Genomic DNA, 23,810 nt, shown 5'->3' on the forward strand with positions numbered 1-23,810 from the left:
ATGGACTTATCAGAAATAAAACTTCAGGAAGCAATCGTATTCGTGCTTGGAATCATAGCATTGATTAAGTTTATTGTGGAGTTCTATCGCGCAATGACAAAGCCAAATACTGACCAAGACAAGGAACTCGCGCTTCTTAAGGCAAGCATCGCAGGGATAAACGTGGACATAACGTCAATCAAGAACAATCACATCGCACACATCGAGAAAGATGTACGAGATTTACAGATAGGTCAGGAACGAATAATCACTATACTTGATGAAAGACTACCAAAGAAATGAAAAAACCACTTATCACAATTAAAGATTGGCAGAATGGGATAGCGGATAGTCCACTTGGACTATTTCCAAAGATTACTGGAATTGACATTGATTATCTTGCTGGCGTTGCACGACCAAATCCAAAACTACAAAAAGTATCTGCGAGTGTTATAACCGCTCGACCCGACTGGATTGTAAAAGGAAACACGAATTTTCTTGCGGTAAGCGGAACACAAACGGCAAAGAGTACCGATGCGACAACGTGGACAAACCTCACTGGATTTGGTTCTGGCGCATTACTCGGATGTGCATTTTGGAAAGGGTATTTTGTAATTCCTCATACCGCGAACATTGATGTATTCGATGATGCCGCAAGTTGGACAAACTCATTTACTACTTTTGGAACATCGTATTCAACAACGAACGTCCCAATGTTTTCTTCTGCGGACGGAAAACTTTATTTTGGAAGGGGAAATGTTGTTGCTTCTCTTACGGAAATCGGAACATTCAATCCTTCAAGTAGTGGTACGTTTACAAGAACAGATGCCGCGCTCACACTTCCTACTGGAGTGGTAATAACAGATTTCCAAGACCTCGGTTCGTTGCTTGCAATTATGACGAATAAGGGAATTTATTTTTGGGATAGGAGTTCTGCGACGTACGAACTTCCAGTTGATGTGGGAAAATCAATAGGATGTGGTAAGACAATAAATAATATTCTTTACTACATAGCGGGAGGGACGTCAAACCAGACCACCACGATAAACGCAACAAACGGAACGACGGCAAAACAATTAAAAGAGATACCGGCGTATATAGCTGATGTGAAGAGTGGGAATGTCTCTGGATATACTTCAACTAAACATGGCGGAATTATATTTCAAGATAAAAATATTAAATTCACGACGAACTTTGGAGTGTTTTCATATAATATAAATACGGACACGCTGACGATAGATGGATTTTCCTCAAATGGTGAACTTGCTGACGGTGCGTCTCCGTATCTTGCTACAGGCGGTTTGTGTGTTTATGATGATATAAGTTATTTGCTTGGATGGGGATTGAGTACAACTTATGGAATAGATAAGTCATCGTTTCCGAATAGTGCGACACAAACATATACCGCATATGCACACACGGGGGTATATACAATAGGTTCCGAATACGAGAAAAAAACAATAGGCGAATTTGAGTTCATACTCTATAAACCGCTTACTACGAGAGGAGGCATAAAACTGCAATATCGCACAAACCCAAGTGCGTCGTGGACTGACATTGGAGAGGTAAATTATTCTACGCACGCGAACAAGCTTTCTTGTAAGATATCAAAGACAATACCCGATTTGGTGAATGTTCAATTTAACGTTCTTATAGACACAAACAGCAACGCGACACACCTAAAACAAATAAACGTATATGAACAATAACGAAGAAAAAATATTGTTTCTCGAAAAGAAACTTTCCGATTTGGAAAGGTTGTTTAACGACCACCCGCACGATGGAATAGGAACGAAGAAGATAAAATACTCAAACATTAACGATATTCCCGATACTGTGGTAAATGACAGCGACGTTGTTTTTACCGACATTACTACGGGAAACGCTTCCGCCACGAAACACGGATATCTTCCGAAGCTTTCCGATGATACAAGCGAGTTTTTGAGGGGAGATGGAACGTGGAGTTCTATAAATCTGGTAACGATTGCCGCCGACACCATACGACAGTCGGCGGACACGGAAAGAACAAGCGGTGGAGACCCAGACAACACATACACGCTTAAAAAGGATATTGAGATTCAGACGAACGGTTCAATACGTATAAAATTTGACCTACAGTCTTCAAATGGAAGTTATAACGCCTATGGAAGAATATATAAAAATGGAAGTCCCGTAGGAACAGAACGTATTACGACAAGCACATCGTATGTAACATATTCCGAAGATTTTGACGATGTTGTCATTGGAGACAATTTTCAGCTCTATATTCACAACACATTTTCGGGCGGTTCCGGAAATGTCGCACGATGCAGAAACTTTAGAGTTTATTTTGATATTGTCAATTCTCCCACCGTAATAACAGATTAAAAATGGTATAATATAACAATATGGCAACATTAAATCTTGGGTCTAATCCCACACAAAATCTTGGGTTCAATCCCACACAAAAAAAAGAATCTGTTGGAATAAATCCATTGCTTATGAGTTCAAACGGAAATATATCGTTGCCCACGCAAGCGGTTCAAATTCCCGCACAACCCCTTACTCCTCCAAAAACTACCTCAAGTCAGATTACATATCCGCAATCTCCACAACAGGTGAGTAGTTCGCAGTCAATTCTTGCCGGTGTTCAGGAATCGCTTAAACAACTTCAGGCACAAGCAGAACAATACAAAAAAGAACAGGAGGCGACACAAAAGCCACAAGCACTACAAGAAGCGGAAGCAAATAAGGCTGGGTTTTTTCAGCAAATACAGGACAAGGCAAGTAAATTACTCGGAATCGGACAAAGGAGAACTGAATTGGAATCTCAATATGGAGTAGAAGAAAATACGAAAAAACTTCAGGAGAATCAACTTCAAATCGCCTCAAAACTGGCGGAATATGAAAGTGCGTTAAAGCAGATAGATTCATTGAATGTCGCGAAACCATTTCAAGATATAGAAAGAAATCGTGCCGCTAAAACATACGCGTCTGAGGTTGGCATTCTTGAAGCGTACGGAAACGCACTTCGAGGAAATCTTGAATTGGCGAATAACAGAATCAAACAAGTTTTACAGAATGAATATCAATCAACGCAACAGGAGATAGACAATCTTAAACTCTTTTACGATATCAATAAAGATATTTTGAGCGGCGAGGAAAAGAAATATGCGGAACAGATAAATGCACTCGCACGGGAACAGGAATCGCAGTTGAAATCGAAACAGGCGAATGAGAAAAATAACACGGAACTGTTTTTGGAAGTTGCAAAGAATGGCGGTTCGTCAAGTGTGGTTGACTTCAATCTTCCATACGAGGAAAACTTGAAGCGTGCCGCACCATATATTGGCGCACTCGAAAGACAGAGGGAAGCGAGATTAACAAGAGAAGATGGAATACAGCAATCTGTTGGATTCGGTTCTTATAAGGTAGAACAGGATTTTCGTGAGAGCGCCACACAACTGTTAGATGAGGTTGATACAGGAAAAAGAACCATACAACAAGCAATTCAAATCTTACGAAGGTTGTATAGTCCGCAAGAGGTAAGTGATTCTGCGATAAATTCGTTCTTTGGAATTACTCCGTTTGGGGATTCTTCTACGGCAGACATATTGTTACCCGGCGAGTTTAATATTCCAAGCAACGCATATCTTGGAATACAAAATAAATAGTCGTTCAATATTTTTGAATAATGGGAAGATATGGAGGTACTGGTGGCGGTGGTAGATATGCTTCCGCAACTGGTTCTGGGTTAGAAAATCAAATAGAGCAGTTGAGGGGAATATCACAATCTGCTGGTTTGGAAGAAAAAAAACCAAGCAAATTCTTAAGTGCGGTTCAGAAAGTTGGACGCGTTTTAAACATAGGAACCGCTACCGTTGCTGGTGCTGTTCGTGGTGCAATACGAAAAGACCAAAATGTATTTGAGGGAATAAGAGAAGGGGTGAAAAAGAATATAGGATTTGGAGACGTATTAAGAGAAGATATTTTTACGGGGATAGAACCACAGAATAAGTTTCAGGAGATAGCGAAGAAGGTAATGATTGGTGCGGTTGGTTTTGCCGCAGATGTGTTATTTGACCCACTTACCTATCTTACATTTGGAGTTGGAGCAGGATTAAAAGTTGGTGGAAAAACACTTACAAAGGGTGCAACAAAATTAGCACAAAAAGCATCGGCAGAAGTTATTGCAGAACAAGCAAGAAAACTTACAGGAAAAATGACAGGAACACAACTTGCAAAAGAATCTTCTCGTGGTGCTTCTGGTATTGTAAATGAGTTATTGCTTCGTGCGGGAGGGAAAAAAGGAATCACATCTGAAGTTGCTGAAGAGTTTATTTCAAAGGGTGTTTCAAAAGGAACTGTGGATGATTTGCTTGCACTCGGTAAGGGTATTTATGACGCGGGAGGAATAAAGTTTTTCGGGAAAACATTGGTCACATCTAACGCACTTGCAAAAACTCCAGTAGGTAAGGCGGCTCGTGCATTAGGAGAAGTAGAAGTAGTAAAAGCATTAGGCAATACACTTGGTAAAATGTTTGTTCCTGACTTTATGAAAAACCCACGACTTACGAACATCATCGATAAGGCGGGTTTCGCGCAAAGACGGGCATTACAGGGTATTCTAAAATCAAACGAGAAATTATTTAAGGATTTAAGTGATGATGAGATGACCACGCTCTTTAATACTATATGGGAAAAGAAGGCAAGTATTGCGAAGACCACAGATGATATTCCCGGAATAATTGCAACGATGAGTAATGACGAAATAAAAGAGTTGGTTGGTCCTATACTCGGACCAGATGCTCCAATATTTAGAAAAGGAATACTTACACAAACCGGAAAAGATGCACTAGAAAAAATATTAAGAGACGAAGCAAAATTTACACAAAAATCAGAAAGACTTATATTCGATAATCCAAAACTTCAAGATGTAGCAGATAAACTTTTTGAAGGAGATAATTCAATAGTAAAAAGATTTGCAAAACTTGCTAACATCCCAGAAGAAGAAGCAATAAAATTTTATATACCGTCAAAATTTGCCGACAAAATCAAGGTAAAGGAATTTGCTATCGGAAAAAGACTTGGTTCTCCAACAACGGGGTTTCAAAAAAAGTTTACTGGAGTAGAAGAAGGGCTTATTAAAGACCCATTTGAAGCGTATTCGCGTGGTCAGGTCGAAATTGCTACATCGCGCATAAGGGGTGATGCGGTTAATTCAACGATAAGAACTTTTGGGAAATCACTAAAAGAGATGACCGAACAAGAAGCAAAACGACTTGGGTATAAAAAGATTTCCATTGATGGCGTAAAAGGCAAGATAGAGGGATGGTTGCCAGAAAATATACACAAAGAAATGACGGAGTTTATTACTCCTAAAGACGGTGTAATCAACGACCTTGCGAGGTTAAGTGGTTTTGATTGGGCTACTGGATTGTTTAAGGGGTATGTTACATCTTTGTTTCCCGGATTTCACATAAGAAACGTTACTTCGAACCAGTTCCAGAATATGCTTAAGATAGGAATCGATGTTGCTAACCCATCAATACAAAAAAACGCTTGGGATATAGTATTGGGTAAGAACCTAGACGACCTCATCACCACAAAGACGGGAAAGCAAATTTCAAAAAAGGATTTGATGGAGCAGATAAGGAAAGAGAGCGATATACTTGATAACATTGATGTTGGTGCTTTCGGAAAAATGGAAACATTTGAAAGGGAGGCGTTTTCAAGAACGAGCAAGGGAAAATTTAATCCGTTTTCACGCAACAATATTCTCGTAAGAACTGGACAGAAAATCGGTCTCACGGCGGAAAAACAGGCAAAACTTGTTAACATATTAAGTGCGGTCGCCGAAGGAAAAAGTGTAAAGGAGGGAGTAAAACAAGCAGAAGAAGCATTGTTCAATTATTCAAAACTCACAAACTTTGAAAAAGATGTTATGCGAAGACTTATCCCGTTTTACACATTTGCAAGGAAGAATATTGAATTACAGGTACGTGCATTAGCATCCACACCGGGTAGAGTGGCGGCGCAGTTTAAATTTATAAAGAATGCCGGAAATATTGCTGGCGGTTCAATAACAGAAAAGGATAAAGAGGGATTGCCAAGTTATATTCTTGATAGTCTTGGTATAAAAGCAGGGACAAATCAATATGGACAAAATGTATTCCTTACGGGTTTTGGATTGCCTATAGAAGAATTTTTACAGAGGTTTAGCGGGAAAGATGGTATCGTCACAAATGCTTTTAAAAATACTCTTGGACAAATAAATCCATTACTTAAATTCCCATTAGAAAGGGCTACTGGCGTAGACTTCTTTAGGGAAAGACCAATATCAGAACTAAACAACGCACAAGACCTTGCGAATATTATGAATGTGATGCCAGCACCAGTAGCAAAACAATTAAAAGAACTCATAGAATGGAGAGAGGTAAAAAACCAACCAATATACGCAAACGGAAAAGTGGTGGGAACTAAATCAAAATACTACGCAAATCCATTTGTATTACATTTGTTGAGAAATATGTTCACAAGTAGAATACAATCAACAGTAGGCTTCCTTACAGACCAAGAACAAACTCCTCTATCGAGGTGGTTGCGTGGATTATCTGGTGTTCGTTCAATCGCAATAGACGAAGAAACTCAAAGATTCTTCAATCTACTTGAACAAAAACAGGAACTTGAAAAATATCTATCACAAATGGGGGCTCTTGGCATAAAAGATATTTATTACGAAAAAGGCGTAAAGAAAAACTCTATAAAACGATGAGTTGGATTCTTGCTATTTTAGAGGTGTGTATTATGCCGATAATAGTGGTGATAGCAACATATAATTATCTATGAAATTCTGTAAACCATTTTATAACGCTTCTACATTTAATATAAGTCAGCGATTCGGAGAGAATCCGCAGATTTATGGTGCGTTAGGACATCAGGCGATAGACTTCTTTCCGTTCAACGCTTCCGTTGCCACAATGCTTGTTGCACCAGAGGATGTGAGAATAGTGAAACTTGTTGATGGAAGAAAACTTGACCCATCTCTCGCTCCGTTGGAGCGCGGATATGGCGTGCTTATGCAATCAATAGCATTTCCCGATATGTACCACGTCTATTGGCATTGTTCGGCGGTGTTTCCTGTAGAAGAGGGTGATATAATAAAACAAGGAAAGATTGTAGCGCAAATGTCGAACTCTGGATTCGTGATGTCGAGAGGACAGATTATTCCGTTAGACATTCGTTCGATACCTCCGTACCGGGGAACGCATCTCCATTGGGAACACTACATTCTTCTAAATGGAGTGAAAACATATCTCGACCCGTTGAATAATTTAGATTGGGATATAAAAGTAGAAGGAAGTCCTCTCGACGCAATAGCAAATATTCTCAAAAAAATAACATCACTATTCAAATGATATTTCAATGGATAGCATTGCCGTTTCTAATGCTTAAAATAATCATAGAAGAAATAAGAAAAGGTCGCAACAATAAAGAATAATATGGAATATAATATTATAAAAGGCGTGGCATTCCGTTTCCTTCGTGGATTTCTTTCTGGTTCGGTTGCGGTACTTGCGACAATTCAGGTGGTTGCGCCCGCAAATTGGGCGGACTTAGGTTCTATTTTGAACACGCTTGCGATTGCAGGTATTGTTGGTGGATTATCTGGTGGTTTTTTGGCTCTTGACAAATATCTTAGAGTGGAGTAGAATGTGCGGGCAATTAACATCTGCACCAAAAAGGCACCTGTGAGGACGGTGTCTTTTTGTTTCCCCTCTCTAGGATGCCTTTTAATCGCTCAAAATTGACTTATACGGGGCGTTTCCTTGTTTTGGGTACATTATTACTACCGACACTATGAAAGCCCTTTAAGTAGCATTTTCGGCACACCTCATACGGAATGTTATTCTTGATTCTGAAGAGTTTTGTTTGTGTGTTTTCTATTTCCTTTTTGCAGAATTGACAGGTACGCATATAGTTTTTGTAGTGTGCGACTTATAAATGTTAGGATTTGTGGCATAGTTTAGAAGCCGACCAATCCCGTGTTCCATTTTTCTTATAAAGATAGATTGCGTATTCTATGTTGTCTTTCAGGTCTTCTAAGTCAAGACCCATAGATTTTGCTTTTGCTTCGTGTACTACGTTTATTTGGAACAGACCGGAATCGTTTGACTTATTATTCTTTATGATTCCATTGTCCGTGTAGTGTCTGAAAGAACTCTCACAAAACGCTATTCTTTTTAGAATTAAGTAGTCGCTATATGTTAGGTTGTTTTTTATCGTTTCGACGTATATTTCAAACTTGTATATTTGTGCGTTTGAAAAACTTATATTGTCCGCTAACGGGTGGGATTCCAGTGTTTGGATGTTTGGAAGTTTCCAACCTTCCTGTTCAATTGCTGGTGCTTCTGCCGATGCTGGATTGTATATCGTTGCATTCACTCCAAGAATTAGTACCAATAACCCCTTAACAAGAAACCTCACAACGTAGCGGATGCTTTTGGGCATTTCCACGCTCTATAATAATACCAGATTTTTCGTAAAATTGCTAATGAACCGCTTCGCAGTACATCGTTTGTCCGTATTTCTTCCCTCTCAAATATGATTCTTCGGTCTTGTTTCCGCTCTGGTCTATTGCTTCTATTCGCACCACATAATGTTTTCCATCCGACATTCCCGCACTAATACAATTCACTCTTGTGGTTGTGGAAAATTGATTGGTTTCATAAGAACCTCCGAATCCACCAACTTCAAGCGAATATGCCTCATCGGCAACATCGTCCCAGTTATTCCTTGCGTTTGATGCGTTGATTAAACGTCCGTCATTTCTATCAACGTAATATATCTTTATTTTGGACGGCTCGTTGGTATCTACAAATATATCACCACCACGACCCGCGCTATTATACATTACCGTTTTTGTAATTTTTGGTGGGACTATATCTGCGGGCGCTTCGATTTCTATGTTTCCCACAACTCCGCCAATCGCCGTATTGTCCTGTATCCGGGTTATCTGTTGTGCTGACTGGAGTGCGATATAGTCATCAATTATTTTCTGAAGTCGTGCGATTTCGGCGAGAAGAATGTTTATAATTTCCTGTCGCATTTGCTCAACATATTCGACTGTAATCTCTTGTGTTTGTGCGAACGAAACCGATGGAACCACAAACGACAATATGAGCGCGATTACTATTATTTTCTTCATACTATGATTGAAGCATACTCCAATTCAAAAGTAAATAGTAGTTATCCACAGCACACATTTCAATATAATTTATGGTATAATATGAGCATAGGATGGCTAGTGGAAGGGCTATCCTCCAACAGACCGCATATCCATTACTTCCATAAGAGCATATCTCGGTGTTGGGCGGACTGTTGCAAAGAAAAGGGGGCATTAAACGCCTCCTTTTTTACAGGTACTTTGAGAACTTTGGGTTTATGTTCTCATAGTGTTTCATCTTTCCGAGCCGAATCAGCATTTCTATCGCCTCATATAAATCAAGGTTTTTGAATACACGGTGCCAATAGTCGTGGCGTTCCTTGTCTATGAGCAAAAGATTTTCTGGGTCGTTTGTACCGCCGTCACATCGGTTCTTGATGTGGTGGTAATTTCTTCCCCTTAATCTCTTCGCGCGCTTCTTTTCCCGTCTTTCACTCTTCCGGGTTTTCATCTTGACCCCCGAGTATCTGGTTTATTTCTACGAAATCAACGAGTGATAGTATCTGAATGGTCTCTTCTCCGCACATGATACATGAACAGAAAAGGATGTAGGCGCAATTCGGGAGGTCTATCTGGATAGTATCAATCTCGAAAGTCCCTCCGCACTCGCACCTCGGCTTCACTTCGAGAAAGCGTTTCATTTCACACCTCCTTTATGCGTGATTGATATTCCTGTTTGTTTGGTAGTTTTGTGGTCTGCTTGTGGCATTTCTGACACTCTACACGAACGAGTCGGCAATTATCGGAAACGTACTGGTCGATGACTACTTTTGCGTCAGATACTTTCTGACAGCATGGACACGGATAGTTCTTATATACCTTTTCCATGATTCACCTCTTGTTAGTTTGTTTCCCCCCAACCGAAGTTGAGGAGAGATGGCTCGCTCTCCACTCTACCGTATCTTATTTCGAGTGAAGGGAAGCGAACCGAAGGTTTTTAAGGTACATTACTATCATAGCATAAAAGTCCCCCACATTCAAGTAGGGGACTGTTGATAACTATACGTCAAGAAATATCGGACATTCCTGCGTAACTTCACCAGTAGAAGTAAACAAGAAGAACTTTTGTCGTGGGCGTTCATATTCTGCGGTAATGAATATCGCAAACGCATTATATCCTATAAGTGAACCATTACAGATAAAGTTACCTCCATTTCTCATCTGGTGGAAGTGTCCAAAAATATCAAGGTCTGCGTGCCTACCCTTGTTCCATTGCATGATTGCCTTATAGACGGTGGGGAATATTCCTCCGACATTCTTGTTGAATTTGATTGAGTGTCCGTGATGAAACCTTATCGTGCGTCCGAACAGATTGAGATAGGTATGGTATCCCTCTGCTATGATGAACGTAAGTCTCTTCTCGTTCTCAAACACACTTCTCAAGTTGTGGTACATGAAGTATTCAAGCGAGTTTCCCGATTCATTTGAGATGTGTATACGTTTTGTGATTCTCGGATGGTTTCCCGGGTGACATACTATAATGAAATCCAAACTGGTGTTCTCAAGTATGTATTTGATTCCGCCGATGAGTCTTCTTTGAACCCACAACATTGCTTCAACGGGACGCATTGATGTATTTTCAAGAAGTTCTTCGTGTATGTTTCCAGAAATGAAATCACCAAGAAGAGCAATCACCGCATTTTTAACAACAACGTCTTTCCCTGAAATCTGAAGTAACTTCACCGCATTCTTGAAGAAATAATTTATTCTTCGTTCCGCTATTTCTAGCGTGAACTCATTGAGTCCGGACACCGTGTCCTTCTTTACTATTTCCTCAACGTGCCAGTCTGACGCAATAATGAAAGGAACTGCCTCGATTTGAACGTCCGACTTGCCGTGGATTTTGTATTCTTGCGGGGTTACCTTAATTTGTGCGACCGCATCAAGTTCCCTTTCGAGTGAATCAATCTTCTCAAGAAGCTCATTCTTTACAGAATTGTCGCTCTTCCTTTCTTTTGATTCCTTGTGTTTCTGCAAAGTTTCAGACATGGAAGATTCCAGCTTGGCAAGTTCCTCCCTCTTGATTTTGCGTAGTTCGCTTCTTATAAGTCCGTATTTTGATTTCGGAAAAACCGACAATAGTTCTTCGTCTGATGTTTTTACAAGTATTTCTATTTCTTTATTTGTGAGTGACATGACACCCTCCTTTTTTTTAGTTGCTGTCATAATTATACCACCTTATATTCTTCCTTCAAGTATTCGACGAAATCCGTAACTGGTTGTGAATGATTTGAGTCATCCACGGTGCGTATAAACTTCAATATGCCGTCTGCGGTTTTCTTGTCTTTTGCGTACGGTATCGCAATATACAGCTTCGTAAGCGTGATGTCCCTTAACTCCTCGGGTTTATAATCAAGTTCTACAATCCATTTCTGGTATATTTTCCTTTTCTGGTCTGCGGTAGATGTCGGCATACCAGTTATTTCAAGACAGAATCTTTTCCAACTCCTTTCTTTTTCCGAATACTTGTCTTCACCAAAGAAAGACTTGTAGAGCGAGTCCTTGAACATCTCGTACATTATCCTCCCCTCCTCAAATGAGATTCTATTTTTCCACTCTTTTATGACGAGATAATCATCTAAGAGTTTCCTTGCCTCGTCGTTCTTTTGTTCCTCAGACTTCTTTGACATTTATATCTTTTATTTCAAATTCACCGTTTAATTCGACTGGTTCTTGGCAGTACGGGCAACCTATTACTCCATTGAATTCCTTTGTGAGAAACCACCTTCCGCAATGTGGACACACATACTCACCCATCCTAAAATCTCTTTTATTGCTTATATTCAGCGTCATAATACAGTTGTAACACCTTTCTTACGCTAAACGAGAGATTCTTTATGCTATCGAGTGAGTTTTCAATCTCATAGAGCGTTTCAATCGCGTCATTGAGATTTTTTTTGCTGTTTATTGGTTCTACGTTCTTTTGTATTTCAGGTAATTCAATGTAACGACTCACCTTTCCGCTGTATTCCTTTGAGTATGTGGGGAAGTTTCCAGAAAGTCCTTCTGCGTCCAGAAACTTTGTGTCGAACGTAACATATTCATCGTTGCCATTCAACACCACCTTGATAAACTTACCATCTTTGTTTTTCCCCACCCCCTCTTTTAGTACCTTTATTCCCGTTATTGTTCCACTAATTTGTGTTTTGTTCATACTCTATCTTTATATCGTCTTCGACTGGTTTTTCTTCTGGTTTGTTATAGACGTTTTCAAAGAACAACGTCCAATATTTGTATTCGTTTTCAAGACTTTCCCTGTCTTCGTGTTTTGCTGATACCGAAGCGAAAAGTGCCGCATCTCTCCGAATTGACGACTCACGGATTGATGCTTCTTTTTTATCTATCGTACTTGATATAAACTTTTGTTTTTTCTCTAGACCAATCTTCGCCCCACTCTCTTTACTAAATGTTCTACCTTGATAATTTCCTTGCATAATTTTTTGTGTTTAACGACATTTAATTATTGTATCTATATAATTTCTAGAAATATAATCATTCTTGTCTCCTATATATTCACCTACCAAAAATATATATTCGCATTTTGAACTGTCATAGTTATAGTCAAGTAATTTTGTTGTAAACTCAGATATTTTATCTATAAAATCAGCAATAGATACACAACTAGTGTTATATACATATAAATCTTTCTCACTAATTTTTATTATTCTTGCTTTCATACTCCTTTATTTCATATATCTCTTTTATTATCTCACGACCTTTTAGTGCGTTATCTTCTATTGCCTGTTCGACTCCGTTCATACATATAGAGCAATCGCACCACTCATCCCACGGCTTACGACAGAGGTCTTGTCTCCGATGTTCCTCGGTCGCCATTTCAACGCACTCTTCCTCGGTCATTCCATTCCACATCCACTTGTCGTCATATCCATTCTCTCCATCGTCTTGTGTTAAATCCTGTTTTTCAAATTGTGCTTCGTTTATTGTTCTCATATTATTTAAGTAGTTCGGTGGGGTTACCACTCCTCCACCCATTCGACATTTTTGAGTCCAAACATAGCGTCCTTTGCCTCTTTACAATCGGTGTGTCCGTCCATTTGGAGAAAATACTCTCTGTTGGTGGAAGCGTCAAAGCAATTATAAAACGTAAGCGGTTTGTCCATGTTTTGCACCGTAAAGGTAATGAGTCTCATTGGTTTTCCTTTGTCATCGGTCTGCTCGTCAATCACTTTGAAATCTTTTAATGCTTTCATTTTGGACTTGTCCATCATTTCGTAGGCAATCCGCCGGTGTTCCGCGTTGTCTATGGCAAACACTTCCTCTGCGGTGAGTGTATCTTTACGGATTTTATCCCACCATTCTTTTTCTAACTGTACGCCACGAATGTAATATTTTGAGTTCTTTCTTGTTTCTACTCTCTTTACAAGCCATTCTGGTATTTCGTTGGATATATACCATACTTTTTTTGTGTCTTTCCTATTTGCTCCCCACAATCTTTTTGCGAGCGATAATGATATTTTGGAGTTAATGGAAAGATCTCCGCCAACGGATTTCAGTGCCGAGAGTTCAGCGTTGGAGTTAATGGAAAGGTATCCGCCAACGGATTTCAGTGCCGAGAGTTCAGCGTTGGAGTTAATGGAAAGGTATCCGCCAACGGATTTCAGTGCCGAGAGTTCAGCGTTGGAGTTAATGTAAAGGTATCCGCCAACGGATTTCAGTGCCGAGAGTTCAGCGTTGGAGTAAATGGAAAGATATCCGCCAACGGATTCGAGTTTTGGTGCCGAGAGTTCAGCGTTGGAGTTAATGGAAAGATCTCCGCCAACGGATTCGAGTTTTGGTGCCGAGAGTTCAGCGTTGGAGTAAATGTAAAGGTATCCGCCAACGGATTTCAGTGCCGAGAGTTCAGCGTTGGAGTTAATGGAAAGGTATCCGCCAACGGATTTCAGTGCCGAGAGTTCAGCGTTGGAGTTAATGGAAAGGTATCCGCCAACGGATTTCAGTGCCGAGAGTTCAGCGTTGGAGTTAATGGAAAGGTATCCGCCAACGGATTTCAGTGCCGAGAGTTCAGCGTTGGAGTTAATGGAAAGGTATCCGCCAACGGATTTCAGTGCCGAGAGTTCAGCGTTGGAGTTAATGGAAAGGTATCCGCCAACGGATTTCAGTGCCGAGAGTTCAGCGTTGGAGTTAATGTAAAGATCTCCGCCAACGGATTCGAGTTTTGGTGCCGAGAGTTCAGCGTTGGAGTAAATGTAAAGGTATCCGCCAACGGATTCGAGTTTTGGTGCCGAGAGTTCAGCGTTGGAGTAAATGTAAAGGTATCCGCCAACGGATTCGAGTTTTGGTGCCGAGAGTTCAGCGTTGGAGTAAATGTAAAGGTATCCGCCAACGGATTTCAGTGCCGAGAGTTCAGCGTTGGAGTTAATGGAAAGGTATCCCGTAATTTCCTCTAGTTGAGAAAAATCTCTCAAATCTCCTTTTACTATTTCTAAATTTCCTTCGTATTTTTTTATTGGTGTGTTCATAGTTAGTCAACAATTTGCTTTAATCCTTCTGCGACCTTCTCGTTTGCGCGAAGAAGTCTGTATGTTCCGTCGGGAAGTTTTGCTTTTTTGGTTCCTTTTCCTGTGCCGTGTTCGGCGTGAAAGAGTGTCGTGTTTTTTGCCACAAAATAACCGAACACATACTCGTTCTCGTTTTTGAGATAGAGTTTTCCGTTGTCAAATGTGTGGGGGTGTCCGTGCGAACCTTTAAGGAATTCCTTGCTGTCCGATTGTGTGAGACCTTTTGGGAGATTTTTGATTATCTCAAAGGCTATTTCTCCGTGCCTGTATGCTTTTGTTTTCATATAGATTTATTTTTATATTTTTCCAACGATCTGATGAGTGCCCTAATAAGTTCCGACCTTGATATGTTGTGCTCCTTTGCTTTTTGTTCGAGCGTTTCGATTTCTTTCTTCCCGAGACGAAAGGCGACCACTTGTCGCGCTTCCGTGGGAGGAAGAATGCCGAATATGAGTTTCTTATTCATGGTATTAAAATAGTGGTTTGCTTTCGTTCCAGTGGGCAATTAAGTGTGTCTGGTAGCTCGTTTGTTCCTTACTCGCTATCGTTACACGCCACACTTCAATATAAGCATATTTTAATGCGGATTACAAGAGGAAACTGTGGATAACTTTGAGTGGAAATCCCTCAGTGTCTGCTGTATAAACTCCCACCTTTCTTCACTTGGAGTGAATGGTTTGTGGGTTATATCAAAAGGAGATTCTAATATTGCGTAATATACTGGTAAATTAGTGGCTCGATGTTCGCACTCCAACTGATACTCATAAGAAGTATAATCTCCACTCACAATGTATTTCGTTTCCTCGACCCTGTCTTTTAATACAAAATCTGGTTTTACCACCACCACAAAATCATCAATCTTCAATTCATACTTAGGATTCCAAACGTGTTCTATCTTGTTGTATTCAAGGATGTCGTGGTAGATTCTTTCAAGTGCGTTTCCCGTGATGACATTTCTACAACTCTGTAGATTCATTTCTCTCTTTTCAAAGAAGTTTTCCGGCGTGAGCCACCCGCCAATAATAGATTTCACATCCGAAGCCCAGTAGCGTCCTTTTTGTCTTGTACGTTCTTCATCAAAAGCCCTATTCGCAAAGTTTTTAATCAGTTCGTTCTTGTTCATAGTATCCGTGTAGGTCTTTGATTATCCGTGCGAATGTTTCTGGTGACATTGCGACTATAGTCCCAGTTCTTTTATCTCCTTTCTCTTGTTTTGTGATATAGCAAATGCTTCCCCACTTTCCATACTGCTTTCCCTTTTCGTCGTGTTCTCTTACTATCTCCATAACATTTGGGTGTGCCATTTTCTTTGATTCGAGGAAGTAGTTATCAAGGAAACAAAATCCACCGCCACGCCTTACCACGTCTCCCACCAATATCTTCTTTCCCGCTTCTACACCGCCCACCCTTACATAATCTAAACCAAGTGTCTTTGAGAGAAACTTTGCAAATTCCACTTCCCCATCGTAACCTTTGCGTGTGTTATACGACATTATATTTTTAATCCCTCTTCTGAATCTCTCCTTACTAATATATCCCAGTCTGGTTCATTTTCGTTCTTCTTTTCTGTTCTCTTAAAACAAACTATCTTTATTTTTTCTCCATTTATGATGAGTTCTCCACCGAGATATTCCCCACCATCTCTATTTTTCCTCGACCACAAGGCACCAAATTTTCTATTTTCCATAATTATTCAAATTGCCACCTTCTTTTTTGTTCCTCAACCTTTTTCTCTTTCATGTACCTCGGCATCGCAAAATACAACTGAGACATAGTGAGTGGCTTTGAGTGTTTTTTGAGCCACTCGGCACCTCCGATTATTTCTTCGTCCGAGTATTGGTTCATAAGTTTTGCTGTCCAAATATTTCGTGAGCGAACGCTATCAATAAGTTCTACTTCCCATATTTGCGACACGCCTTCAATAATCGCTTGTATGTATTCCTTCTTTGTCATAGTTCATAAAACATTTTTTCCTTGAAATTATACTCAACCTTCACATAACCCAACTTCCCACCGCGTCTGTTTTTATCAACATACACCTTGCTCCTGTTACTCCATTGGTGTTCCCCATCCTCGTCCTGTTCCTTGGATTTTAGCCGCGAGATAAACATAACACCGAAACTCTCGCCCGCTATCATTTGTGAGCCCCTCAGATTATCAAGTGACGGTCTTGAAATGTCTTGTGTTTCTTTTTTGAGGTGAGTTATAAGGAATAAAGCCACATCCTGCCTTATCACCATTTCCTTCAGGTATCTCATAACATAATCAACTACCTGAACCTGACTTGATACCGCCACATTCGTGAGATATTGGAGGTGGTCAAGCATCACAATCCTAGTTCCATATTCTTTCTTCGCTTTCATTATCATACTTTCAAGCCACATCATTCGCTCTCCAGACTTTGCTCTCGTTGGGATACTTTTTGGAAGATGGAAGAGTGGAACATCGTCACCAAACATTTCCATGAACGATTGTGGTTCCATTTCGCACGAAAACCACATACAGGGGTAGGTTTGCGCGAGGTCTTTTGTAAGTGATATGAGGAACGTGGTTTTTCCTGCTCCGGGAAATGCACCGAGCGTATAAATCTCACCTCCGTAGAAACCACCAAAAATGTCGTCAAGTTTGGGGAAGTTCTGGAAGTGCATCTTCTCTCTCGGAGGGAGTTTCTTTATTTCCTCGTTGAGTTCGTGTGATGTTATTATTTTCATATTTTTGTAAATCGGTTCTTACTCATACCCCCAACACATTAGCGCGTATTACTCTCGAAGTATACGTTGGGGGCATTGCAAAGAATCTATTCAGCCCTCTTTGTCCTCTGCCGGTATTCAATGTGCATAAAAGGAAACTTTTTTCTCGCCTTTGACGCCTTACTGAACTTTCTATCACAATCCGAACAACAATTTCCAAGATTTTCGTGTTCTCTTTCTGTGTGTGAAAATGGTTTTCTACAAAAAGCGCACAGTCCATCTATCTTTTCAATATTTCCATTCATTTAGTTTTTAGTTCTAGTATAAACTTCCTCTTACACATCGCACATTGGTAGCAATTTTCGGTGCTTGTTTTCGTTTCGTCTCGCGTGAGATGGTACAGTTTGTGCTTGTTAGACTTTTCTGGGTAGAAATCACACCGAATATCTGGAGGAAACCACCTAAAATCCTCTTCGTTGTATATCAGTTTATCCATGTATTTTTATCGTACTTCGTACCTTTTACATCCATAGCATATCTGCGTGAGTGCGTCGTGAAACGTGGAGTAAATCGCCTGTTGGGTATGCCGTCCTTCGCAGTCTTGAATGTGTTTCCGCACTTCTTCTTGTGTTTCGCAGTGTTCGTATTCTAGTGTCATATTTTTTCGTAAACATACAAGACTCCATCGACATCGCCAAGCAATCCGTATCCTTTTTGCCACACTTCCATTCTTTTCTTTATGTGTATTCTATGTTTCGACTCAAAATTCCAGTTAGATACGAGTGCTCTTGAATATAGAGCGGCATCCCCAGCGGCAGCCCAAGCGGCAGCCCAAGCGGCAGCCCAAGCGGCAGCCCTAGCGGCAGCCCAAGCGGCGTCCCTAGTGGCGTCCCTAACGGCAGCCCAAGCGGCGTCCCTAGCGGCGTCCCTAGCGGCAGCCCCAGCGGCATCCCTAGCGGCGTCCCTAGCGGCAGCCCCAGCGGCATCCCTAGCGGCATCCAAAGCGGCAGCCCCAGCGGCATTCAAAGCGTCATCCCGAGCGGCATCCTCAGCGGCAGACCGAGTCTCAAATAATTTCCACTCTTTTTTTGGCTTTCCGTCTGGTTTCAACCATGCTATTGATTTAAGCGTTTCAATCCATCCCTCAACATCGTTCCACCATTTAGGATGCGGAACCTCCTTCAAGAGTCTTGCTCTCCTTACCACACACTTATCACCATCCCACGAAATTATATCCTCTACCTCTGCTTCGTAGTTTTGCATCCCAACCTGTACCACATAAAGGTTTCTTCGTGAGATGAAGTCCGCGTTCGCAAATCTTCAAATCTCCCTTTACCTCGTGCCATTCTCCAGGAATCCATTTATTGCCTTTCTTGGTTGGTAACGACCACTTCAAATCCCCACCATGACAGGACCTTCCATCTACGAGTATTTTATAAAGTTTATCCATAATTTAAAACGATTCTTCGACTAACTTTTTTTTGTACCATTCAGGGAATCCAGAGCGTGCGGTTCTCAACAACTCTCCGCTAAATTCTTTCCACAAAAACTCTTTTATGTTTTCCTTTTCTTCTTCGATGTCGTTCTCGAAATATACACACCCACCCACAAAATCACCTTCTATTTTTGTTTTGGTTTTGGCGTGGTTATCCCTCAACAATCTCACCCTCGACCACTTCACCTCCTTTTAGTTTTATCTTCACCGTTTTCTTTGTTTCGTTCGGGAGTCCAATCTCCTTTACCTTTCCATACTTCACATCACCGCTTACAAATTTTCCGCACTGGAGTGTCTCTTCTTCTTCTGATGTCTCACGCCATTCGCACACGCCAATGAACACTTTTCCAGTTACAGTATATTTTCCTACGACATTAGAGCCAAGAGATATTCTACTTGAGTCTGCGGTTAAATCACCTCCGACTTTCTGCGACCCTCCGACTTTCTGCCACTCTCCGACTTCCTGCGACCCTCCGACTTTCTGCGACCCTCCGACTTCCTGCCACTCTCCGACTTTCTGCCACTCTCCGACTTCCTGCCACCCTCCGACTTTCTGCGACCCTCCGACTTTCTGCGACCCTACGACTTCCTGCCACTCTCCGACTTTCTGCCACTCTCCGACTTCCTGCGACCCTCCGACTTTCTGCGACCCTCCGACTTTCTGCGACCCTCCGACTTCCTGCAACCCTCCGACTTTCTGCCACTCTCCGACTTTCTGCCACTCTCCGACTTTCTGCCACTCTCCGACTTCCTGCGACCATCCAACTTCCTGCGACCCTCCGACTTTCTGCGACCCTACGACTTCCTGCCACTCTCCGACTTTCTGCCACTCTCCGACTTTCTGCGACCCTCCGACTTCCTGCCACTCTCCGACTTTCTGCCACTCTCCGACTTTCTGCGACCCTCCGACTTTCTGCGACCCTCCGACTTCCTGCCACTCTCCGACTTTCTGCCACTCTCCGACTTCCTGCCACTCTCCGACTTTCTGCCACTCTCCGACTTCCTGCCACCCTCCGACTTTCTGCCACTCTCCGACTTTCTGCGACCCTCCGACTTTCTGCGACCCTCCGACTTTCTGCGACCCTCCGACCCTATCGCTCTTCTCAACAACATAATCCTTATGGACATAAATACTTTTTTCAGCATACACTCTTCCTGCGTACAAAGAACCAGTAATTTCGATGTCGTTCTCGAAATATACACACCCACCCACAAAATCACCTTCTATTTTTGTTTTGGTGATAACTTCGTACTCTATGCCGCCTATGTTTTTTGTTGTTTTCATATTGTTATTTTTTTATCTTTTTGTTTGTGCCAAAATGCGATTTCTTGTGCTTTGTTTAGTGTCGCATCGGCTACTTTTTGTTTCCTTTCGTCCCTATTGCAAATATTTTTGGGAATGATTTTATTTTGTACATACATCTATCTAAGCATATTTTGGTGTTTTTTTCAATAGGTTAGGTGTGGATAAGTGGTGGGTTTTCCGAAAGACTTGCGCTCTTCTGAAAGTGTGCTATAATGGATACATCTCTTGACGTTGAGCAAGAACGGGTGTAAACTAATCTAGTCAGCTGAACACCCCCTCATTCTCAACGGTGAGGGGGTTGTATTTTTACTGGTGTGGATAGGTAGGCGGACTCGTGAGCCCCACACTGGAAGCCATTAAATCACGGGATATACGGAATGACTGCTTTATGCCGAAACAGCAAAAGCCGTACACGGTAATCCGAAAGTTCCTAACGTGTATAGCGAGACGATTGGGGAAACTATGGAGTTGTGCCCAAATCAGCGAAGGAATAATTGTGTACTGAGATACAACAGATAAATACACAAGAGGAAAGCATTGCCAGACTGGCTTTGGAACTCTTGCATTATCCGAAATTACTGGACAAGTGAAAGAAATTGTTGCGAGACATTGAGGTGGTTGCTTTTTTATTCTATGGTATAATCCATAAGTAATAGACAGAAAAGACGAGGATATGTGTGATTACTGGCAAAGAGAGATAAACATTGTAGAAATAGAGCTAGATGCCCTCAAAAACAATTAACCATAATAATATGAAAACACTAAAACAACTCATAAAACAAAATAAGATAGAGTGGACAGACTCAGACATAACCGAGAATAACTTTCCATTTGATAAAAACTGGACGGAACCTGAATACAAACTCTTTCATTTTGGTAGATATATCTCATCCGAAGACGCAATCTCCGAAATGAAGAAAGATGGCTACGAACCGGCAACGCTTCAGGATATGCTCGAATGGGGAGAGTGGAATGGTAAGGATTGGGTGGTTGCACTTGGGCAGTTCTGGCGCGATTCAGGCGACAACCGCCACGTGTCCATTCTGGGCTTTGACGGCGGCGGGCGCGAGCTGTTTCTGAGCTGGGGTGCCGACGGTTGGGGCGGTCGTTGCCGCTTTCTCGGCGTTCGCAAGAAACTTTGAACTCTTGCATTATCCGATCATGGAAGTATTCGATAGAGAAGAAGAAAAAAGATATTATACCGAGAAAGGGAGAAGGTGTATTAGGTGTGATAGGTTGTTGAATGATAGGGAGTGTGGGAAATGTGGGAAAAAACACGGAAAAGAATATAAGAATACCGGAATATGTGAGGAGTGTTTGTTTGGAGATATATAAAAAAACCGCCATTTCTGGTGGTCTTTTGTTTGCTTGGTGAATATCGTTTTTGCAGACCCTCTCCCTTGTTAAATACCCTCTGCGTTTTGCTTGTATATTTCGTCACGGGTTACTCGCCCCTGTGTGGTACTTTTTATCGTGTTTTACTGCCCGATGATATGTTGACAATGCCAATCGGAACCCGAACTGAACCATATTTTCCGCTTCGTCTGGCGTAAATCCCACTCCTATCAGCTGTTTTGGAATACGTTTCAATGTATTCCTCTGCGATTTCTTTAGTCCATTCATACGGCGCTCCATGCGTTGGGCGTACTTTTTCCCAAGTAAAACTATTTTCATTTCCACACTCTCCGCATTTTTTTTGTACTTTTACAAGCACGTTATACATCTTCATATAATTAAAGAATAGACGTTATTTGCGGACGCATTTCATCAAAAGTACATCCTAGCGCATAGCCAATGGACAAAAAAACCTCCAAAACCCTATTAGTTCCCCAAGCGCCACATACATATTCACGGCTTTTTTCGTTCCAATACGGAGACTCTTTAACTATTATCGGATTAAGCGGCGTATCGTTCAACTATTTTTCTTCATCGTGATGCGCCGGAACCTCGTAGGGCATAAAATGTGTCCATCCGTTTTTCATATATTTTCTACCCACGGCGACAATACGCCCACCCCGAATTGCTTTAAGGTAATTTTCTTTTTTCATCTTTTTAATGTACCCGCCCACAGGGATTGCGGGCGTTGCGGGTTTCGAGACCCGTGAGCGTTAGTCGCTCATTTCCGAACCCTTGCGCCATTCGGCAAAGGTACGGAAGGAATGACCACTATACCACAACCAACAACATCAACAGAATGAACCAACCGACACACACAAGCAAAAACTCTCCGCACACTTTCACATTCTCTCTTATATTCCTCATTCTCCGCGCTTTCATTTCCTCCTTATAATTTTTTAGTCCTACGTTTTGCATATTATTATTCTATTAATGTAGTTATAAAATTAAACGTGTCTGACTTATCTTCGTAGTTCCAACCATTACCATCCTTATATGCATTGTTTACTAATGCAATTTTCAGAGAACCACCGCGTGAAAATTCGTTAATTTTTTTCAAATAACTTATTGCGTCATCCATAACATCAAAAATTTCCTCGTTTGTTGTGCTGCTTGATACCACGAAAAACACTCTTGTTTCTTTTTTCATAATATTATTTCAGTGTTCGACCTTTTTGCTTCCTAGATACTCCCTCCGTGTTTTATTGTGTACATATTTTACGCCACAACGGCATCACCGCTTGAACCATATCGGATTTCAAGCAGACGCACACACACAAGAGGGAATATACAAGAAACAAATTGAAAGGTACATTTTTAGTAAATCACATTTCCATACGATTTCAAGACCCCACCTGTGGATAACTTTTGTGTCCAAGATACGCCCACAATAACGATAATTTCATGGTATAATAGGGATAACAAACATGAGCAGAAAAATCGCCCCACATAGGGCAAGAAAATTCGCGGAGGAGTATGTAAAAAATGGAATGTCATCCATAAAAGCCATTGAAGCAGTAGAAGCAGAAGCGGGTAAAACCCACTCCAAATCTTATCTAAGAGTAAAGGCACACCGCACACTATACAATGAAGAAGTACAAAGGAATATAGAGGAAATATTATATGAGCATGGCGTATCAAAAACACTCATATCAAAGATATTAAAGAGGAATATAGAACAAAGAGAAAAGTATCCCAGGAAGCAATCAAGCCATTAGTATTGCTAGTGAATTACTGAAATTACGTGAAAATACCTCGCAAAATGCGCCCACTTTTAATATAGTAGTAAAGGAGTTGAGTATAGAAAAACCTGAAAAACCCACCCCTATAGATGTATCGGTAGAGAAGTAAACCCGTGTAGGTCAATTTTGAGCGATATTTTTAGGCAAAAAGCCCCGTTGCGTATACATAAAGTAATAAATGACCAAAAAGTTAGAAAAAATCACCATAAAATGCGGATATTGCGGTAGAGAATTACCCACTAATAGTACATACAGACGTGAGTATTGCTCTAATGTGTGCCGATTCAAGCATTGGAGAAGGAGAAAATCATACGCAAGATAACCCGTATCGTACCCACACCACCACTAAAACCCACCTACTACATACCCTTATATGGTAAAGACTGAAAAGAATGGCGAGGAAAATACTGAATGAACGAATCGGGAAGACGGAGGGAGAGGGAGCCACCACCAGGGGATGTGAAGATGGTACTAGATAT

The 23,810-nt window shown here is 41.1% G+C and carries 30 protein-coding genes; 9 read left to right on the forward strand and 21 right to left on the reverse strand.

Annotated elements, in window-relative coordinates:
- The 7 genes from IPM48_14565 to IPM48_14595 all read left to right on the forward strand — a co-directional run bounded on the left by IPM48_14565 (nt 1) and on the right by IPM48_14595 (nt 7,670).
- Nucleotides 1–282, forward strand: a complete 282-nt coding sequence (locus IPM48_14565; GenBank protein ID MBK9272805.1) for a hypothetical protein — start codon at nt 1–3, stop codon at nt 280–282.
- On the forward strand, nt 279–1,688 hold the full coding sequence (locus IPM48_14570; protein ID MBK9272806.1) for a hypothetical protein: 1,410 nt from the start codon (nt 279–281) through the stop codon (nt 1,686–1,688). The genes IPM48_14565 and IPM48_14570 overlap by 4 nt, the downstream gene beginning before the upstream one ends.
- A complete protein-coding gene (locus IPM48_14575; GenBank protein MBK9272807.1) occupies nt 1,678–2,346 on the forward strand; it encodes a hypothetical protein in 669 nt (222 codons plus the stop codon). The genes IPM48_14570 and IPM48_14575 overlap by 11 nt, the downstream gene beginning before the upstream one ends.
- A gap of 20 nt (nt 2,347–2,366) precedes the next feature.
- On the forward strand, nt 2,367–3,632 hold the full coding sequence (locus tag IPM48_14580; GenBank protein ID MBK9272808.1) for a hypothetical protein: 1,266 nt from the start codon (nt 2,367–2,369) through the stop codon (nt 3,630–3,632).
- 20 nt (nt 3,633–3,652) lie between these two features.
- Nucleotides 3,653–6,733: a hypothetical protein gene (locus IPM48_14585; GenBank protein ID MBK9272809.1), complete on the forward strand. Its 3,081-nt coding sequence runs from the start codon at nt 3,653–3,655 to the stop codon at nt 6,731–6,733.
- Between the two features lie 70 nt (nt 6,734–6,803).
- Complete coding sequence (locus IPM48_14590; protein MBK9272810.1) at nt 6,804–7,376, forward strand: M23 family metallopeptidase; 573 nt, start codon at nt 6,804–6,806, stop codon at nt 7,374–7,376.
- An 84-nt stretch (nt 7,377–7,460) separates the two neighbouring features.
- A complete protein-coding gene (locus IPM48_14595) occupies nt 7,461–7,670 on the forward strand; it encodes a hypothetical protein (protein ID MBK9272811.1) in 210 nt (69 codons plus the stop codon).
- Nucleotides 7,671–7,965: 295 nt separating this feature from the next.
- On the opposite strand, the gene IPM48_14600 is transcribed toward IPM48_14595, so the two are convergent.
- From IPM48_14600 to IPM48_14690, 19 genes are all read right to left on the reverse strand, one after another.
- Nucleotides 7,966–8,469, reverse strand: a complete 504-nt coding sequence (locus tag IPM48_14600) for a hypothetical protein (protein ID MBK9272812.1) — start codon at nt 8,467–8,469, stop codon at nt 7,966–7,968.
- A gap of 40 nt (nt 8,470–8,509) precedes the next feature.
- Nucleotides 8,510–9,136 (reverse strand): hypothetical protein, encoded by a 627-nt coding sequence (locus IPM48_14605; GenBank protein MBK9272813.1) that lies wholly within the window; start codon nt 9,134–9,136, stop codon nt 8,510–8,512.
- 1,047 nt (nt 9,137–10,183) lie between these two features.
- A complete protein-coding gene (locus IPM48_14610; protein ID MBK9272814.1) occupies nt 10,184–11,350 on the reverse strand; it encodes a hypothetical protein in 1,167 nt (388 codons plus the stop codon).
- Nucleotides 11,351–11,352: 2 nt separating this feature from the next.
- Entirely contained in the window at nt 11,353–11,814 is a 462-nt protein-coding gene (locus IPM48_14615) for a hypothetical protein (protein ID MBK9272815.1), read from the reverse strand.
- Between the two features lie 140 nt (nt 11,815–11,954).
- On the reverse strand, nt 11,955–12,338 hold the full coding sequence (locus tag IPM48_14620) for a hypothetical protein (GenBank protein ID MBK9272816.1): 384 nt from the start codon (nt 12,336–12,338) through the stop codon (nt 11,955–11,957).
- A complete protein-coding gene (locus IPM48_14625; GenBank protein ID MBK9272817.1) occupies nt 12,319–12,618 on the reverse strand; it encodes a hypothetical protein in 300 nt (99 codons plus the stop codon). Before IPM48_14625 ends, IPM48_14620 begins: the two co-directional genes overlap by 20 nt.
- A 217-nt stretch (nt 12,619–12,835) precedes the next feature.
- Complete coding sequence (locus tag IPM48_14630; GenBank protein ID MBK9272818.1) at nt 12,836–13,135, reverse strand: hypothetical protein; 300 nt, start codon at nt 13,133–13,135, stop codon at nt 12,836–12,838.
- Nucleotides 13,136–13,158: 23 nt separating this feature from the next.
- Nucleotides 13,159–14,664: a hypothetical protein gene (locus IPM48_14635; protein ID MBK9272819.1), complete on the reverse strand. Its 1,506-nt coding sequence runs from the start codon at nt 14,662–14,664 to the stop codon at nt 13,159–13,161.
- 2 nt (nt 14,665–14,666) lie between these two features.
- The gene (locus IPM48_14640) at nt 14,667–14,987 is read right to left on the reverse strand and encodes a hypothetical protein (GenBank protein ID MBK9272820.1); all 321 of its coding nucleotides are present in this window, start codon (nt 14,985–14,987) and stop codon (nt 14,667–14,669) included.
- On the reverse strand, nt 14,984–15,169 hold the full coding sequence (locus IPM48_14645; GenBank protein ID MBK9272821.1) for a CopG family transcriptional regulator: 186 nt from the start codon (nt 15,167–15,169) through the stop codon (nt 14,984–14,986). Before IPM48_14645 ends, IPM48_14640 begins: the two co-directional genes overlap by 4 nt.
- A gap of 111 nt (nt 15,170–15,280) precedes the next feature.
- Nucleotides 15,281–15,826, reverse strand: a complete 546-nt coding sequence (locus IPM48_14650) for a hypothetical protein (GenBank protein MBK9272822.1) — start codon at nt 15,824–15,826, stop codon at nt 15,281–15,283.
- Nucleotides 15,804–16,196, reverse strand: a complete 393-nt coding sequence (locus tag IPM48_14655; GenBank protein ID MBK9272823.1) for a hypothetical protein — start codon at nt 16,194–16,196, stop codon at nt 15,804–15,806. The genes IPM48_14650 and IPM48_14655 overlap by 23 nt, the downstream gene beginning before the upstream one ends.
- Nucleotides 16,196–16,390, reverse strand: coding sequence for a hypothetical protein (locus tag IPM48_14660; protein MBK9272824.1), 195 nt, complete (start codon nt 16,388–16,390; stop codon nt 16,196–16,198). Before IPM48_14660 ends, IPM48_14655 begins: the two co-directional genes overlap by 1 nt.
- Before the next feature lie 2 nt (nt 16,391–16,392).
- Nucleotides 16,393–16,656, reverse strand: coding sequence for a hypothetical protein (locus tag IPM48_14665; protein MBK9272825.1), 264 nt, complete (start codon nt 16,654–16,656; stop codon nt 16,393–16,395).
- Complete coding sequence (locus tag IPM48_14670; protein MBK9272826.1) at nt 16,653–17,414, reverse strand: AAA family ATPase; 762 nt, start codon at nt 17,412–17,414, stop codon at nt 16,653–16,655. Before IPM48_14670 ends, IPM48_14665 begins: the two co-directional genes overlap by 4 nt.
- A gap of 633 nt (nt 17,415–18,047) precedes the next feature.
- A complete protein-coding gene (locus tag IPM48_14675; protein MBK9272827.1) occupies nt 18,048–18,656 on the reverse strand; it encodes a hypothetical protein in 609 nt (202 codons plus the stop codon).
- Nucleotides 18,607–18,843, reverse strand: a complete 237-nt coding sequence (locus IPM48_14680; protein MBK9272828.1) for a hypothetical protein — start codon at nt 18,841–18,843, stop codon at nt 18,607–18,609. Before IPM48_14680 ends, IPM48_14675 begins: the two co-directional genes overlap by 50 nt.
- 3 nt (nt 18,844–18,846) lie before the next feature.
- On the reverse strand, nt 18,847–19,074 hold the full coding sequence (locus tag IPM48_14685; GenBank protein MBK9272829.1) for a hypothetical protein: 228 nt from the start codon (nt 19,072–19,074) through the stop codon (nt 18,847–18,849).
- Nucleotides 19,040–20,173 (reverse strand): hypothetical protein, encoded by a 1,134-nt coding sequence (locus tag IPM48_14690; GenBank protein ID MBK9272830.1) that lies wholly within the window; start codon nt 20,171–20,173, stop codon nt 19,040–19,042. Before IPM48_14690 ends, IPM48_14685 begins: the two co-directional genes overlap by 35 nt.
- Nucleotides 20,174–20,946: 773 nt before the next feature.
- Here IPM48_14690 and IPM48_14695 point away from each other — a divergent pair.
- Complete coding sequence (locus IPM48_14695) at nt 20,947–21,336, forward strand: hypothetical protein (protein ID MBK9272831.1); 390 nt, start codon at nt 20,947–20,949, stop codon at nt 21,334–21,336.
- Between the two features lie 326 nt (nt 21,337–21,662).
- Here IPM48_14695 and IPM48_14700 read toward each other — a convergent pair whose 3' ends face one another.
- Complete coding sequence (locus IPM48_14700; GenBank protein MBK9272832.1) at nt 21,663–21,917, reverse strand: hypothetical protein; 255 nt, start codon at nt 21,915–21,917, stop codon at nt 21,663–21,665.
- 594 nt (nt 21,918–22,511) lie between these two features.
- Nucleotides 22,512–22,739, reverse strand: a complete 228-nt coding sequence (locus tag IPM48_14705; GenBank protein ID MBK9272833.1) for a hypothetical protein — start codon at nt 22,737–22,739, stop codon at nt 22,512–22,514.
- A 277-nt stretch (nt 22,740–23,016) separates the two neighbouring features.
- On the opposite strand from IPM48_14705, the gene IPM48_14710 reads away from it, so the two are divergent.
- Complete coding sequence (locus tag IPM48_14710) at nt 23,017–23,307, forward strand: hypothetical protein (protein ID MBK9272834.1); 291 nt, start codon at nt 23,017–23,019, stop codon at nt 23,305–23,307.
- Nucleotides 23,308–23,810 lie beyond the last annotated feature (503 nt).

It is taken from the genome of Saprospiraceae bacterium, from assembly GCA_016715965.1.
Taxonomy (GTDB): Bacteria; Bacteroidota; Bacteroidia; order Chitinophagales; family Saprospiraceae; genus Vicinibacter.

Bases quoted from the DNA above. Each gene is read 5' to 3' on its own strand.
- IPM48_14565 (MBK9272805.1), top strand. From the start codon at position 1: ATGGACTTATCAGAAATAAAACTTCAGGAAGCAATCGTATTCGTGCTT.
- IPM48_14570 (MBK9272806.1), top strand. From the start codon at position 279: ATGAAAAAACCACTTATCACAATTAAAGATTGGCAGAATGGGATAGCG.
- IPM48_14575 (MBK9272807.1), top strand. From the start codon at position 1,678: ATGAACAATAACGAAGAAAAAATATTGTTTCTCGAAAAGAAACTTTCC.
- IPM48_14580 (MBK9272808.1), top strand. From the start codon at position 2,367: ATGGCAACATTAAATCTTGGGTCTAATCCCACACAAAATCTTGGGTTC.
- IPM48_14585 (MBK9272809.1), top strand. From the start codon at position 3,653: ATGGGAAGATATGGAGGTACTGGTGGCGGTGGTAGATATGCTTCCGCA.
- IPM48_14590 (MBK9272810.1), top strand. From the start codon at position 6,804: ATGAAATTCTGTAAACCATTTTATAACGCTTCTACATTTAATATAAGT.
- IPM48_14595 (MBK9272811.1), top strand. From the start codon at position 7,461: ATGGAATATAATATTATAAAAGGCGTGGCATTCCGTTTCCTTCGTGGA.
- IPM48_14600 (MBK9272812.1), bottom strand. From the start codon at position 8,469: ATGCCCAAAAGCATCCGCTACGTTGTGAGGTTTCTTGTTAAGGGGTTA.
- IPM48_14610 (MBK9272814.1), bottom strand. From the start codon at position 11,350: ATGACAGCAACTAAAAAAAAGGAGGGTGTCATGTCACTCACAAATAAA.
- IPM48_14615 (MBK9272815.1), bottom strand. From the start codon at position 11,814: ATGTCAAAGAAGTCTGAGGAACAAAAGAACGACGAGGCAAGGAAACTC.
- IPM48_14620 (MBK9272816.1), bottom strand. From the start codon at position 12,338: ATGAACAAAACACAAATTAGTGGAACAATAACGGGAATAAAGGTACTA.
- IPM48_14625 (MBK9272817.1), bottom strand. From the start codon at position 12,618: ATGCAAGGAAATTATCAAGGTAGAACATTTAGTAAAGAGAGTGGGGCG.
- IPM48_14630 (MBK9272818.1), bottom strand. From the start codon at position 13,135: ATGAGAACAATAAACGAAGCACAATTTGAAAAACAGGATTTAACACAA.
- IPM48_14635 (MBK9272819.1), bottom strand. From the start codon at position 14,664: ATGAACACACCAATAAAAAAATACGAAGGAAATTTAGAAATAGTAAAA.
- IPM48_14640 (MBK9272820.1), bottom strand. From the start codon at position 14,987: ATGAAAACAAAAGCATACAGGCACGGAGAAATAGCCTTTGAGATAATC.
- IPM48_14645 (MBK9272821.1), bottom strand. From the start codon at position 15,169: ATGAATAAGAAACTCATATTCGGCATTCTTCCTCCCACGGAAGCGCGA.
- IPM48_14650 (MBK9272822.1), bottom strand. From the start codon at position 15,826: ATGAACAAGAACGAACTGATTAAAAACTTTGCGAATAGGGCTTTTGAT.
- IPM48_14655 (MBK9272823.1), bottom strand. From the start codon at position 16,196: ATGTCGTATAACACACGCAAAGGTTACGATGGGGAAGTGGAATTTGCA.
- IPM48_14660 (MBK9272824.1), bottom strand. From the start codon at position 16,390: ATGGAAAATAGAAAATTTGGTGCCTTGTGGTCGAGGAAAAATAGAGAT.
- IPM48_14665 (MBK9272825.1), bottom strand. From the start codon at position 16,656: ATGACAAAGAAGGAATACATACAAGCGATTATTGAAGGCGTGTCGCAA.
- IPM48_14670 (MBK9272826.1), bottom strand. From the start codon at position 17,414: ATGAAAATAATAACATCACACGAACTCAACGAGGAAATAAAGAAACTC.
- IPM48_14675 (MBK9272827.1), bottom strand. From the start codon at position 18,656: ATGCAAAACTACGAAGCAGAGGTAGAGGATATAATTTCGTGGGATGGT.
- IPM48_14680 (MBK9272828.1), bottom strand. From the start codon at position 18,843: ATGGATAAACTTTATAAAATACTCGTAGATGGAAGGTCCTGTCATGGT.
- IPM48_14690 (MBK9272830.1), bottom strand. From the start codon at position 20,173: ATGAAAACAACAAAAAACATAGGCGGCATAGAGTACGAAGTTATCACC.
- IPM48_14695 (MBK9272831.1), top strand. From the start codon at position 20,947: ATGAAAACACTAAAACAACTCATAAAACAAAATAAGATAGAGTGGACA.
- IPM48_14700 (MBK9272832.1), bottom strand. From the start codon at position 21,917: ATGTATAACGTGCTTGTAAAAGTACAAAAAAAATGCGGAGAGTGTGGA.
- IPM48_14705 (MBK9272833.1), bottom strand. From the start codon at position 22,739: ATGAAAAAAGAAACAAGAGTGTTTTTCGTGGTATCAAGCAGCACAACA.
- IPM48_14710 (MBK9272834.1), top strand. From the start codon at position 23,017: ATGAGCAGAAAAATCGCCCCACATAGGGCAAGAAAATTCGCGGAGGAG.